At 62.2% G+C, this 13227-nt stretch carries 12 protein-coding genes; 9 read left to right on the top strand and 3 right to left on the bottom strand.

Translation table 11 applies throughout. The annotated features are described in order from the left end of the window. Nucleotides 1-58 precede the first annotated feature (58 nt). From topA to tldD, 3 genes are all read right to left on the bottom strand, one after another. Nucleotides 59-2656, bottom strand: a complete 2598-nt coding sequence (topA, locus tag ACP15O_RS07885; RefSeq protein WP_425095521.1) for a type I DNA topoisomerase — start codon at nt 2654-2656, stop codon at nt 59-61. A gap of 117 nt (nt 2657-2773) precedes the next feature. Next, a complete protein-coding gene (gene dprA, locus ACP15O_RS07890; RefSeq protein ID WP_425095522.1) occupies nt 2774-3922 on the bottom strand; it encodes a DNA-processing protein DprA in 1149 nt (382 codons plus the stop codon). A 154-nt stretch (nt 3923-4076) separates the two neighbouring features. Beyond that, nucleotides 4077-5498 carry a metalloprotease TldD gene (tldD, locus tag ACP15O_RS07895; protein WP_425095523.1) on the bottom strand — a complete coding sequence of 474 codons (1422 nt, stop codon included), beginning with the start codon at nt 5496-5498 and terminating at the stop codon, nt 4077-4079. 206 nt (nt 5499-5704) lie between these two features. Between tldD and coxB the strand changes: the two genes are divergently transcribed. The 9 genes from coxB (at nt 5705) to ACP15O_RS07940 (ending at nt 13226) form a co-directional block, all read left to right on the top strand. Beyond that, nucleotides 5705-6613: a cytochrome c oxidase subunit II gene (gene coxB, locus ACP15O_RS07900; protein ID WP_425095524.1), complete on the top strand. Its 909-nt coding sequence runs from the start codon at nt 5705-5707 to the stop codon at nt 6611-6613. Nucleotides 6614-6707: 94 nt separating this feature from the next. Further along, nucleotides 6708-7646: a heme o synthase gene (gene cyoE, locus ACP15O_RS07905; protein ID WP_425095525.1), complete on the top strand. Its 939-nt coding sequence runs from the start codon at nt 6708-6710 to the stop codon at nt 7644-7646. 1 nt (nt 7647) lies between these two features. Further along, on the top strand, nt 7648-7815 hold the full coding sequence (locus ACP15O_RS07910; RefSeq protein WP_425095526.1) for a hypothetical protein: 168 nt from the start codon (nt 7648-7650) through the stop codon (nt 7813-7815). Beyond that, the gene (locus tag ACP15O_RS07915) at nt 7815-8390 is read left to right on the top strand and encodes a cytochrome c oxidase assembly protein (protein ID WP_425095527.1); all 576 of its coding nucleotides are present in this window, start codon (nt 7815-7817) and stop codon (nt 8388-8390) included. The genes ACP15O_RS07910 and ACP15O_RS07915 overlap by 1 nt, the downstream gene beginning before the upstream one ends. Nucleotides 8391-8414: 24 nt before the next feature. Beyond that, the gene (locus ACP15O_RS07920) at nt 8415-9215 is read left to right on the top strand and encodes a cytochrome c oxidase subunit 3 (protein ID WP_425095528.1); all 801 of its coding nucleotides are present in this window, start codon (nt 8415-8417) and stop codon (nt 9213-9215) included. Between the two features lie 93 nt (nt 9216-9308). Further along, a complete protein-coding gene (locus ACP15O_RS07925; RefSeq protein ID WP_425095529.1) occupies nt 9309-9992 on the top strand; it encodes an SURF1 family protein in 684 nt (227 codons plus the stop codon). Beyond that, a complete protein-coding gene (thrC, locus tag ACP15O_RS07930) occupies nt 9989-11377 on the top strand; it encodes a threonine synthase (RefSeq protein ID WP_425095530.1) in 1389 nt (462 codons plus the stop codon). Before ACP15O_RS07925 ends, thrC begins: the two co-directional genes overlap by 4 nt. Next, on the top strand, nt 11374-12636 hold the full coding sequence (locus ACP15O_RS07935) for a M16 family metallopeptidase (RefSeq protein ID WP_425095531.1): 1263 nt from the start codon (nt 11374-11376) through the stop codon (nt 12634-12636). The genes thrC and ACP15O_RS07935 overlap by 4 nt, the downstream gene beginning before the upstream one ends. Further along, on the top strand, nt 12636-13226 hold the full coding sequence (locus ACP15O_RS07940; protein WP_425095532.1) for a GNAT family N-acetyltransferase: 591 nt from the start codon (nt 12636-12638) through the stop codon (nt 13224-13226). The genes ACP15O_RS07935 and ACP15O_RS07940 overlap by 1 nt, the downstream gene beginning before the upstream one ends. Nucleotide 13227 lies beyond the last annotated feature (1 nt).

Below are 13227 nucleotides of genomic sequence, written 5' to 3' on the forward strand. Positions count from 1 at the left end.
TCTACGCCCCCCGACTACGTATTCCAATACGTAGAAATACGAGAAGCCTCAGAATCGCCTATTCCTTGGGCTTGGCGGCTTTGGCTTTGGTCGTTTTTGCCTTGGCCGTTTTTGCCTTGGTTGTCTTGGCGGGGGCCTTCTTTTTCGCGGCGGTTTTGCGTGCGGGTTTCTTCTTGGCCGTTTTCTCTGCGATCAGGGCGACGGCCATTTCCATGGTGACGTCTTTGGGATCAGTGTCCTTGGGCAGGGTGGCGTTCACCTTTTCCCATTTCACGTAAGGGCCATAGCGCCCTTCCATGATGTTGACCGGCCCGCCCGATTCGGGGTGCTCACCCAGTTCTTTCAGTGCCTTGGCCGCAGCCCCGCGCCCGCGTCCGGGATTCGCGCGTTTTTCCGCCAGCAGTTCCACGGCGCGGTTCATGCCAAGCTCGAACACATCGTTCGGATCCTTGAGGTTCACATAGACGGGTTTCGCATCCTCGGGGCCCTTGTGCATCACGTAAGGCCCGAAGCGGCCGAAATTGGTGCTGATCATGCCGCCATCGGGGTGATCGCCAATTTCACGCGGCAAGGACAGCAGCGTCAGGGCCTTATCCAGGTCCATATCGTCCTTGTTCCAGCCGCGCGGCAGCGAGGCGCGCGGGGGTTTTTTATTCTCAGGCGTGGGTTCGCCGCGCTGCACGTAGGGGCCGAAACGGCCGGCTTTCAGCCAGATTTCATCGCCCGCATCCTCGCCCAGCAGACGTTCGTCGCCATCCGCGCCTTCGCCCGCGATGGGGCGCGTATAGGTGCATTCAGGATAGTTGCCGCAGCCCACAAACCCGCCCGTGCGCGAGGTTTTCAGGTGCAATTGCCCGGTGCCGCATTTGGGGCAGATGCGCGGATCGCTGCCATCCTCGCGCGGGGGGTACAGTTGCGGAGCCAGCGCCTCGTCCAGAATATCCAGCACCTCGGCGATACGCAGATCGCTGGTTTCGGCGATTGCGGCGGAAAAATCGCGCCAGAATCGGCCCAGCACTTCTTTGTAGTCGCGATCACCGGCAGAGACGTCATCCAGCTGCTCTTCCAGATTCGCGGTGAATTCATAGCCGACGTACTGACGGAAGAAATTCAGCAGGAAAATCGTAACGATTCGGCCCTTATCCTCGGGGAAGAGGCGATTCTTGTCCTTGCGGACATATTCGCGGTCCTGGATCGTGGTGATCACGCTGGCGTAGGTTGAGGGGCGGCCGATGCCGAGCTCTTCCATCTTCTTGACCAGAGTGGCCTCGGTATAGCGGGGCGGAGGCTGGGTGAAGTGCTGCTCGGGGCTGATTTTGCGTTTGTCGGCGGGCTCGCCCTGGGCCAGCTGCGGCAGGCGCTTGTCGTCATCGTCCACGGCGGCGTCATCACGCCCCTCTTCGTAGACGCGCATAAAGCCGTCAAACAGCATCACCTGTCCGGTGGCGCGCAGGCCGACCTGGCCGTCGCTGCTGCCGATATCGACGGTGGTGCGCTCCATCCGGGCGGCCTCCATCTGGCAGGCCAGGGTCCGTTTCCAGATCAGATCATACAGCTTTTTCTGATCGGCATCGGCCACTTTCAGCCCGTCCACGTCGCGCGTCATATCCGTGGGGCGGATACATTCGTGCGCTTCCTGGGCGTTTTTGGCCTTGTTTTTATAGATCCGCGGGCTGGAGGGCACATATTCCGCGCCATAGCGATCGGCGATGGCATCGCGCGCGGCGCTGACGGCCTCGGGGGCCATGTCGATCCCGTCGGTCCGCATATAGGTAATATAACCAGCCTCATAGAGCCGCTGAGCCGCGCTCATGCACTGGCGGGCGCCCATGCCGAATTTGCGGCTGGCCTCTTGTTGCAGGGTCGAGGTCATGAAAGGCGCGGCGGGGTTGCGGCTGGCGGGTTTGGCTTCGACCGACTGGATCGTCAGATCGCGGCTGTTGATCGCCTGCACGGCCAGTTCGGCCTGGGTTTCGTTTTCAATGCTGTATTTATCCAGCTTGTCGCCGGCCAGAACGGTCAGCCGGGCCTCGTATTCCTGACCACGAGGCGAGGCCAAAAGCGCCTTGACCGACCAGTATTCACGCGGGTTGAAGGCCTCGATCTCCATCTCGCGTTCGACGATCAGGCGCAGACAGACCGATTGCACCCGGCCCGCGCTGCGCGCGCCGGGCAGTTTGCGCCACAACACGGGGCTGAGATTGAACCCCACCAGATAGTCCAGCGCGCGGCGGGCCAGATAGGCATCCACCAGCGGCTGGTCAATTTCGCGTGGGTTCTGCATGGCCTCGGTCACGGCGGATTTGGTGATCGCGTTGAACACCACGCGGCTGACCGGCGTGTCCTTTTTGATGGCGCGGCGCTTGCGCAGGGTCTCTTCCAGGTGCCAGCTGATCGCCTCGCCTTCGCGGTCGGGGTCAGTCGCCAGGATCAGCGCGTTATCCTGTTTCAGCGCGTCGGCGATGGCTTTGACATGTTTGCGGCTGTCGGTGCCGACCTCCCAGGTCATGTCGAAATCATGGTCCGTATCGACCGAGCCGTTCTTGGCGGGCAGGTCGCGGACGTGCCCGTAGGATGCAAGAACGGTGTAGTCGGACCCCAGGTATTTGTTAATGGTTTTGGCCTTGGCAGGGGATTCGACAACGACAACGGGCATGAAAAATTCCTTTCGACTCGCATCTCAGCGTATGGCGGCGGAAAATGTGGGTCGTAAAGGGGGTTTGTCAATGCGGTGTTGTGGTTTGTGTCGAACGCGCCCTTTGGGCGCGTATTCTTAAGGCACCAGTGACAAAAGCCCGCCGGGCTGGCGCTTGATCTTGCCGTCCAGTTCCAGATCGGTCAAGGCAGGCGTGACCGAGCCCGCCCCCCGGCCCAGATCGCGGATCAGCTGGTCCTCGGCCATGGGAGAGGGGCCAAGGCGACCCAGAATCAAGCTGTGAAGGTCGGCCGTTTCGCGCAAACTGCGCCGTTCGGGGGGATTGGGCAGATCGGCCAGTTGCAGTTCTTGCTGAACGGGCTGCGCAGATTCGAGGGGGGGCAGCGCTTCGAGGATGTCTTCGGCGTTGCGGACCAGGCGGGCACCGTCGCGGATCAGCATGTTGCAGCCAGCGGCGCGCGCGTCCAGGGGGTGGCCGGGCACTGCCAGCACCTCGCGGCCCTGATCCAGCGCGTTCTTGGCGGTAATCAGACTGCCCGATTTGGCGGCGGCCTCGACCACCACCAGGGCCTGGGCCAGCCCCGAGATGATCCGATTCCGGCGCGGGAAATGGCGCGCCTGCGGCGGCATCCCAAAGGGCTGTTCAGACAGGCGCAGGCCGGTTTTGGCGATATCTTCGCCCAGGCGGGTATTCTCGGCCGGGTAAATCACATCGGCCCCACCCGCCATCACGGCCACGGTGCCGCTTTCCAGCGTGGCCAGATGGGCTGCGGTGTCGATCCCGCGGGCCAGCCCCGAAACGGTGACATAGCCCCGGCGGGCCAGATCCTTGGCCAGGGATTTGGACATGCGCGTCCCCAAAGACGAGGCATTGCGCGCCCCGGCCATCGCGATCATCGGGCGGTTCAGGACATCCAGGTTCCCGATGGCCCACAGAACGGGCGGTGCATCTGAAATCTCGGACAGCGCCCGAGGATAATCGGCGGCCCCCTGGCACAGCATCCGGGCCCCGCAGGCACGGGCAGCTTTCAGTTCGGCGATGGCGACGCCTTCGGGGCAGGGGGTGTATTCGGTCACACCAGCGGCGCGGGCGACCTCGGGCAGAGCCTCAAGCGCGGCGGCGGCCGTGCCGTGCTCTTCCAGCAGCCGGCGGAACGTCGCGGGGCCGACCCGTCTGGATCGCAAGAGGCGAAGCCACGAAATCCTCTCATCTTCCGTGGTGGGTGGGAGTGGGGGGTGAGTGGAAGGATGATAGTGTTCGGTCATCGTAGCCTCGCCGTCTTGCAGAATCAGGTTTAGCGGCAAGGCGGTTAATGACGGGTAAACCAAAACGATAAGTTCAGATTTAATTCAGAATGACCGTAAAACAGATGGCGCGGCACATCGGGGTGCCGCGCATGATTTCAAAGGGGCAGGGGCCTTAGGCCGCCGCGCCGCCCACTGTCAGCCCGCCGATCATCACGGTCGGCTGACCCACGCCCACCGGCACCCATTGGCCGGCTTTACCGCAATTGCCCAGGCCCGGATCCAGCGCCATATCGTTGCCCAGAGCGCGAATCTGTTTCAACGCGGTGGCGCCGTCGCCGATCAGCGTGGCTCCTTTGACGGGCGCGCCGATCTGGCCGTTTTTCACGCGGTATGCCTCGGTGCAGGAAAAGACGAATTTGCCGTTGGTGACATCCACCTGCCCGCCGCCGAATCCAACAGCGTAAATCCCGTCCTTCAGATCGGCCACGATGTCGGCGGGGTGCGCGTCGCCGCCCATCATATAGGTGTTGGTCATGCGTGGCATCGGCGTATGGGCAAAGGATTCGCGCCGCCCGTTGCCCGTAGGGCTGACCCCCATCAGCCGGGCGTTCTGCCGGTCCTGCATAAAGCCCACCAGAATGCCGTCCTCGATCAGGGTGTTCTTGCCCGAGGGCGTGCCCTCATCGTCAAAGGAAAGAGAGCCGCGCCGGTTCGGGATCGTGCCATCGTCCAGCACGGTGACGCCCCTGGCGGCCACCTGCTGCCCCATCATCCCTGCGAAAATGCTAGAGCCCTTGCGATTCGCGTCGCCTTCCAGCCCGTGGCCGACGGCCTCGTGCAGCAGGATGCCGGGCCAGCCGGGGCCCAGAACCACGTCCATGACGCCGGCCGGGGCGGGTTCGGCCTCTAGGTTGACCAGAGCGATTCGCAGCGCTTCGCGGGTTTTGGCCTGCCAGTCGGCCGGATCCAGCAGCCCGGTCAGGCTGACACGCCCGCCGCCCCCCGCCGTGCCGGTTTCACGCCGCCCGTCCTGTTCCACGATCACCGACACATTGACCCGCGTCATCGGGCGCACATCGCGCAGGCGGGTGCCCTCGGGGCGCAGGATTTCCACCTCTTGCAGCGCGGCCGAGATACTGGCCGTCACCTGCACCACCCGTTTGTCCAGCCCGCGCGCATAGGCATCCATCTGGCGCAGCGTGTCCAGCTTGGCGGGGAAATCGACGCCGCTGATCGGATCCGAATCCGTATAAAGCCGCGTATTCGTGGCCCGAGGCGCCACGGCCAGCGTGCCGCCGCCCTCGCCCACGGCCAGACGCGCGGTGGCCACGGCGCGGCGCAGCGCAGATTCGGAAATTTCGGTGGAATGGGCATATCCGGCCACTTCGCCTTTGACCGAACGTAAGCCAAACCCTTCGGAGGCATCATAGCTGGCGGTCTTGATCCGGCCATCGTCAAACACCAGCGCCTCAGAGCGGCGGCGCTCCAGGAACAGCTCTCCGTCTTCGGCGCCCTGGGTGGCTTGGGTCAGCAAATCAAGGGCTTTGCCGGGGTCCAGAGACTGCTCGAAGGGGCGAAAAGGCGTATCGCTCATATCTGTTTTTCCTGTCTTTTCAGCGGCCGGAATTTGATCTAAATCAAATAAAGCGTCCGTTTGCCGCAAGTGCCGTTGTTGTTCTGTGGAGGAGAATATGGTTTCTAGCGGCGACAAAACAACGGGTTTTACCTGTGCCTGGCCTGATGCGATCTGGTTCGGGTATCGAAATGAACAACAAACACCTCAACCGATCAGGGTGACATATGAAACTGAACTCCAGCCTTCTGGCGGCAGCCGCAGCCTTTACCGCAGCCCCGGCCCTTGCGCAGGACGTGGAAACCATTGGCAAACCGCAATCTGGCCTGATGGGCTTTCAGCCGGCCGTGACCGAGCTGGCGCGTGACCTGCAATCGCTGGACCACCTGCTGCTGTGGATCATCACCATCATCACGCTGTTCGTGGTGGCCCTGATCGCGATCGTGATCGTGCGCTACAACCGCCGCGCCAACCCGAACCCTTCGACCTTTACCCATAACTCGCCGCTGGAAATCGCCTGGACCATCATCCCGATCGTGATTCTGGTTTTCATCGGTGCCTTCTCGCTGCCGGTTCTGTTCAAGCAGCAGGAAATCCCCGAGGGTGACATTCACATCAAAGTCACCGGCTATCAGTGGTACTGGGGCTACGAATACACCGACCACGATTTCGCGTTTGACCAGTACATGATCGGCCAGCCTGCCACCATGGATGACGAGGACGAGGCCGCTGGCGCCCAGGCCTATGTGCTGAGCGACGCGATGAAAGCCAAGCTGACCCGCGCCGGCTATAACGAGGATGAATTCCTGCTGGCCACCGACACTCAGGTCGTGATTCCGGTGAACAAGGTTGTCGTCATGGACGTGACCGGCGCCGATGTGATCCACTCGTGGACCATCCCCGCCTTTGGCGTGAAACAGGATGCCGTGCCCGGCCGGATCGCCCAGCTGTGGTTCAAAGCCGAGAAAGAGGGCATCTACTTTGGCCAGTGTTCGGAACTGTGCGGCAAGGACCACGCCTATATGCCGATCACCGTCAAGGTTGTCTCGCAAGAAGCCTACGAGGCCTGGCTGGACGGCGCGATTGAGGAATACGCCGGCACGCCGCGCACTCTGACCGTGGCCGCGGCCGACTAAGGACCGGACAGCGCCCCCCTTAGCCATCTTTGGCGGGGCGCGTCCTCTCTTCGACCCACTGACTGGCTGCGTTTGCAGCCGCTGAAGGCAGACCATGAGCGACGCAAGCATCAATACCGAAACCCAGACAGGCGAGGCCGGCTTCCGCGATTATTTCGCGCTGCTGAAACCGCGCGTGATGTCTTTGGTGGTTTTCACCGCGCTGGTGGGCCTGCTGGCCGCGCCCGGCGGCGTGCATCCGTTCATTGCCTTTTGCGCCGTGCTGTTCATCGCGGTGGGCGGCGGTGCCTCGGGCGCGCTGAACATGTGGTGGGACGCCGATATTGATGCGGTGATGAAACGCACCACCTCGCGGCCTATCCCCTCGGGCAAAGTCACCGGGGACGAGGCGCTGGCCATCGGCCTGACCCTCTCGGTCTTTTCCTGCATCATGCTGTGGCTGGCCACGAATATCGTGGCAGGCGCGCTACTGGCCTTTACCATCTTCTTCTACGCGGTTGTCTACACCATGTGGCTGAAGCGCTGGACCCCGCAGAATATCGTGATCGGCGGCGCGGCGGGCGCGTTTCCTCCGATGATCGGCTGGGCGGCCGTGACCGGCGGTGTCAGCGTCGAATCGGTGCTGATGTTCATGCTGATCTTCATGTGGACGCCCCCCCATTTCTGGGCGCTGGCGCTGTTCATGAACTCGGATTACGAAAAAGCGGGCGTGCCCATGCTGACCGTCACCCACGGCCGCCGCGTGACCCGCAACCATATCCTGATTTACACGATCCTGCTGGCCCCCATTGCGATTGGCGCGGGCTTTACCTCGATCGGCGGGCCGATCTACCTGACCGTGGCCGTCGTGCTGAACGCGCTGTTCCTGCTGGGCGCGCTGAAAATCTGGCGCCGCAACGAAGAGCAGGCCAAGGTGGATAAATACCGGCTTGAGAAGTCCTTCTTTGGACTGTCGCTGATGTATCTGTTCCTGCATTTCGGCGCGATCCTGGCCGAGGCCGCGCTGAAACCCTATGGCCTGGGAGGCTGGTAATATGGGGATCCAAGTCGAACACGAGCTGCACAAACGCCGCTTTGGCCGCAATCTGGGCGTCGGCCTGGTGCTGGCTGCCTTTATCGCGATTGTCTTTGGTCTGACCGTGGTCAAGGTGACAACGGGCGGTCTGGGCCCGAAACCCGCCGCGCAGGAGGCGCAGAACTGATGGCGATGGAAGGCAAACAGAAAACCGTTCTGCAACTGGTGGCCGTGGTGCTGACCATGGGCGCGCTGGCCTGGGCCTCGGTGCCGTTTTATGACTGGTTCTGCCGTGTCACCGGCTTTGGCGGGGTGACGCAGACGGCCGATGCGGGCTCGGACACGATCCTGGAGCAAACCATCAAGGTCCGCTTTGATGCCTCCAAGGCCCGCGGAATGCCGTGGGAGTTCAAACCCGTCCAGCGTGAAATGGAGATTCGCATCGGCGAGACCGGCCTGGCCTTCTACGAGGCCTATAACCCCACCGATAAACCCGTGGCCGGGCAGGCGTCCTATAATGTTGCCCCCTATGCGGCGGGGCCGTTTTTCACCAAGATAGACTGCTTCTGCTTTACCGAGCAGGTGCTGCAACCTGGCGAGCGCGTGATGATGCCCGTCAGCTTCTATGTGGATCCTGAAATCGTTCAGGATCGCGAGGGCAAGTACCTGTCCAACATCACCCTGTCCTATACATTCTACGAAATCGACCTGCCCGAACAGCACGCAGCGCTGGACGCGGGCAAACCGAGCAACCTAAACTAAAAGCCTTCCAACGAGGGAAACGCGATGGCGCACGAAAAAAACCACGATTATCACATTCTGCCCCCCAGCCTGTGGCCCCTGTTGGGGTCGCTGGCGGGTTTCATCATGCTGTTCGGCGCGGTGATCTATTTCCACACTGAATCGCCCTGGATGCTGCTGATCGGCTTTGTCGGCGTTCTTTATGTCATGTTCGGCTGGTGGGCCGAGGTCGTGCACGAAGGTGAAACCGGCGATCACACCCCGGTGGTGAAAATCGGCCTGCGGTATGGCTTTATCCTGTTCATCATGTCCGAGGCGATGTTCTTTGCCGCCTGGTTCTGGAGCTTCTTCAAACACGCCATGTACCCGATGGGCGAAAACAGCCCGCGCGTCGATGGCGTCTGGCCTCCCGCCGGCATCGAGACCTTCGATCCCTGGCACCTGCCGCTGATCAACACCCTGATCCTGCTGTGCTCGGGCGCGGCGGCCACCTGGGCGCACCACGCAATCGCGCATGAAAACAACCGCAAGGACATGATCAACGGTCTGGCTCTGGCTGTGGCTCTGGGTCTGATCTTTACCGTGTTCCAGGCGTATGAATACACCCACGCGGCCTTTGGCTTCTCGGGCAACATCTATGGTGCGAACTTCTTCATGGCGACGGGTTTCCACGGGTTTCACGTAATCGTTGGCACCATCTTCCTGTTCGTATGTATGCTGCGCGGCCTGAAGGGGCATTTCACCCCCGAATCCCACGTCGGCTTTGAGGCCGCGGCCTGGTACTGGCACTTTGTGGACGTTGTGTGGCTGTTCCTCTTCGCTGCCGTCTACATCTGGGGTGGCTAACGGGCCTTTGTGGTTGAAAAACCGCTCATAAACAGCAAAAAGCAAAGCGCACGGGGAACCCCTCGTGCGTTTTCGTTTTCTAAGGGACACGCGATGCGCCGCATCCTTCTGCCTTTGATCTTTGGCCTGATCGGCGCTGGGATCCTGCTGTGGCTGGGGTTCTGGCAGCTGGACCGTATGGTCTGGAAAGAGGGCGTTCTGGCCCAGATTGAGGCCCGGATCAATGACGCCCCCGTCGCCGTCCCCGATCAGCCGAGCCCCCAGGACGATCTGTTCCGCCCCGTCACCGCGACGGGCACGATCCTGGCCCCCACGATCCGCGTGCTGGTCAGCCAGAAATCCGAGGGCGCCGGCTATCGTCTGATCAACGCGATGGAGCTGGACGGGCGCAGCATTCTGGTGGATCGCGGCTTTGTCCGGCTGGAGGCCGAGCCGCGCCAGCCGCCCTTCCAGAATGTCACCGTCACCGGCAATCTGCATTGGCCGGATGAGCGGGACTTCTTTACCCCGGAAGACGACCGCGCCGCCAATATCTGGTTTGCCCGCGATGTGGATGTGCTGGCGCAGGCCCTGGGCACGCAGCCTGTGTTGCTGGTCGCTCGGCAGACATCTTTCGATGACAGCCCCGTCTCGCCCCTGCCGGTCGGGACCGAGGGCATCCCGAACAACCATTTTGGATATGCCGTGCAATGGTTCGGCTTGGCCGCCGTCTGGACGGCGATGCTGGCGCTGTTCCTGTGGCGCCAGAGGAAACCCGCGAAAGGGAAAGAACAGTGAAATACGTATCGACACGGGGTCAAGCCCCCGTCCTGAATTTCGAAGAGGCGATGCTGACCGGGCTGGCCCGCGATGGCGGTCTGTATGTCCCCGAAACCATCCCCACGATGACGAAGGACGAGATTGCGGCTCTATCCGGCCTGTCCTACGAAGAAACCGCCTTCCGCATCATGCGCCCCTATATCGGCGACACGTTCACGGATGCCGAGTTCAAAGAGATCATTGCCAAGGCCTATGCCGGTTTCGGCCACACCGCGCGTGCGCCGATGGTGCAGCTGGACACCAACCATTTCCTGCTGGAGCTGTTCCACGGCCCCACGCTGGCCTTCAAGGATTTCGCGATGCAGCTGATCGGTCAGCTGTTCCAGGCCGCGCTGAAACGCAACGGCAGCCGGGTGACCATCGTTGGCGCGACCTCGGGCGATACCGGCTCGGCCGCGATCGAGGCGTTCAAAGGTCTGGACGCCGTCGATGTGTTCATCCTGTTCCCCAATGGTCGTGTCTCCGAGGTGCAGCGCCGTCAGATGACCACCCCGGCCGAGGCCAACGTGCATGCGCTGGCGGTCGAGGGCCATTTCGACGATTGTCAGGCCCGCGTGAAGGACATGTTCAACGACTTCGACTTCCGCGATGGGGTGAAATTGGCGGGCGTGAACTCGATCAACTGGGCGCGCGTGCTGGCGCAGGTTGTCTACTATTTCTATTCCGCCGTGGCCCTGGGCGCGCCGGATCGCAAGGTCAGCTTCACCGTGCCCACCGGCAACTTCGGTGACATTTTCGCGGGCTACATCGCCAAACGCATGGGCCTGCCCATCGACCGCCTGGTGATTGCGACGAACCAGAACGACATCCTGCACCGCTGCCTGAGCACCGGCGAATATCGTCCCGATGGCGTGATCCCCTCGATCAGCCCGTCGATGGATATTCAGGTGTCCTCGAATTTCGAACGCGCGTTGTTCTATGCCTACGGGCAGGATGGCGCTGCGGTCAGCCAACTGATGGACGAGCTGAAAAATGGCGGCTTCACCGTCAGCCAGGGCGCTTTGCAGGCGCTTCAGGAACTGTTCGATTCCGGCAACTGCTCGGAAGCAGAAACCAGCGCCACGATCACCGACATGTTCGCCACCACGGGCCAGCTGATGTGCCCGCACACCGCCGTCGCCGTCAAGGTGGCGAATGAACAGCGCCAGGCCGATGTGCCGATGATCACCCTGTCCACCGCCCACCCGGCGAAATTCCCCGCAGCGGTGAAACAGGCCACAGGCGTGCATCCGGACTTGCCAGCGCGCATGGGCGACCTGTATGAGCGTGCCGAACGGGTAACCGAGATCGGCAACGATCTGGCCGCCCTGGAATCCCTGATCCGCGAGCGTATCCAGAATTGACGGTCCAACTGCACACCCTGTCCAACGGTTTTCGTATTGTCACTGAACACATGCCGGGGCTGCAATCGGCCTCGATCGGGCTGTGGGTTCTGGCGGGCGGGCGCCACGAACGGGTGGAACAGAACGGCATTGCGCATTTTCTGGAACACATGGCGTTCAAGGGCACGAAACGGCGCAGCGCGCTGCAAATCGCCGAAGAGATCGAGGATGTGGGCGGCTATATGAACGCCTATACCTCGCGTGAGGTGACGGCCTATTACGCCCGTGTCTTGCAGGCGGATGTGCCGCTGGCGCTGGACGTGATCGCAGACATCGTGCTGAACCCGGTCTTTGACCCGCGCGAGATTGAAATCGAACGCGGTGTGATCTTGCAGGAAATCGGGCAGTCGATGGACACGCCCGACGACATCATTTTCGATTGGTTGCAGGAAAAAGCCTATCCCGATCAGCCGCTGGGCCGCACCATTCTGGGCCCGGTCGAGCGTGTCAGCGCCTTCTCGCGTCAGGATCTGGCCGGTTTCGTGGCGGAACAATATGGGCCGGGTCAGATGATCTTGTCCGCGGCGGGCGCGGTGGATCACGATGCGCTGGTGCGCGAAGCGGAAAAGCTGTTCGGCCATCTGTCGCCCCTGATCAATGTCGCGCCCGTTCAGGCGCGGTTCCATGGCGGCGAAACCCGGACCGAGAAAGCGCTGGAGCAGGCTCATTTCGCCATCGGGTTCGAAAGCCCCAACTATGGCGATGCCACGATCCACGCCGCGCAGATTTATGCGAATGCTCTGGGCGGGGGCATGTCCAGCCGCCTGTTTCAGGAAATCCGCGAAAAGCGCGGGCTGTGCTATACGATCTTTGCCCAGGCTGGCGCCTATTCGGACACCGGGATGATGACGGTCTATGCCGGCACCTCGGCCGAGCAACTGGCCGAACTGTCGCTGGTCACCCTGGATGAGATGAAACGCGCAGCCGAGGACATGAGCGATGCCGAGGTCGCCCGCGCCCGCGCCCAGATGAAGGCCGGGCTGCTGATGGGGCTGGAAAGCCCCTCGAACCGGGCGGAACGTCTGGCGCGGATGATCCAGATCTGGGGCCGCGTGCCCGAATTGGATGAGGTCGTGCAGAAAATCGACGCGGTCAGCACGCAGGATGTGAAAAACTTTGCCGAGGTCATGGCCGTGCAGGCCCCCGCCGCGCTGGCGCTTTATGGCCCGGTCGCGCAGGCCCCCAGCCTGGAGGATTTGCAGCAAAGGCGTGCGGCCTGATGATCCTGGGCAAGCGGAAGGTTCGGATCGAAACCGAGCGCATGACGCTGCGCCCTCCGCTGCATTCCGACTATCGCGACTGGACATCCTTGCGCCTGCACAGCCGCGAGTTCCTGCAACCGTGGGAACCCACCTGGGCCACCGATCATCTGGCGCGCAAGGCCTTTACCAATCGTGTCTACTGGGCGCAGCGGTCCATCGGTAATGGCTCGGCCCTACCGCTGTTCCTGATCCGGCGCGCCGATCAGGCGCTGCTGGGGGCCATCACGCTGGATAACATCCGCCGCGGCCCCGCGCAGGCCGGCACGCTGGGCTATTGGATCGGCGAACCCTATGCCCGCCAGGGCTATATGCGTGAAACCATTCAGTCCGTCGTGCACTATGCCTTTCATAAGCTGGATCTGAGCCGGGTCGAGGCCGCCTGCCTGCCTGAGAATGCCGCTTCGCGTGGGGTTCTGGAAAAGGCAGGGTTCAAATACGAGGGCGTGGCCCAGTCCTATTTGCAGATCGACGGGCGGTGGCGCACGCATGTTCTGTATGCCTGCCTGCGGATGGACCGGCGGGGCCGGACCGAGGTGGGCCAGGCGTGAT

The sequence above is a fragment of the Youngimonas ophiurae (nom. illeg.) genome (genome assembly GCF_049803795.1).
In the GTDB taxonomy this organism is placed as follows: Bacteria; Pseudomonadota; Alphaproteobacteria; order Rhodobacterales; family Rhodobacteraceae; genus Thalassobius.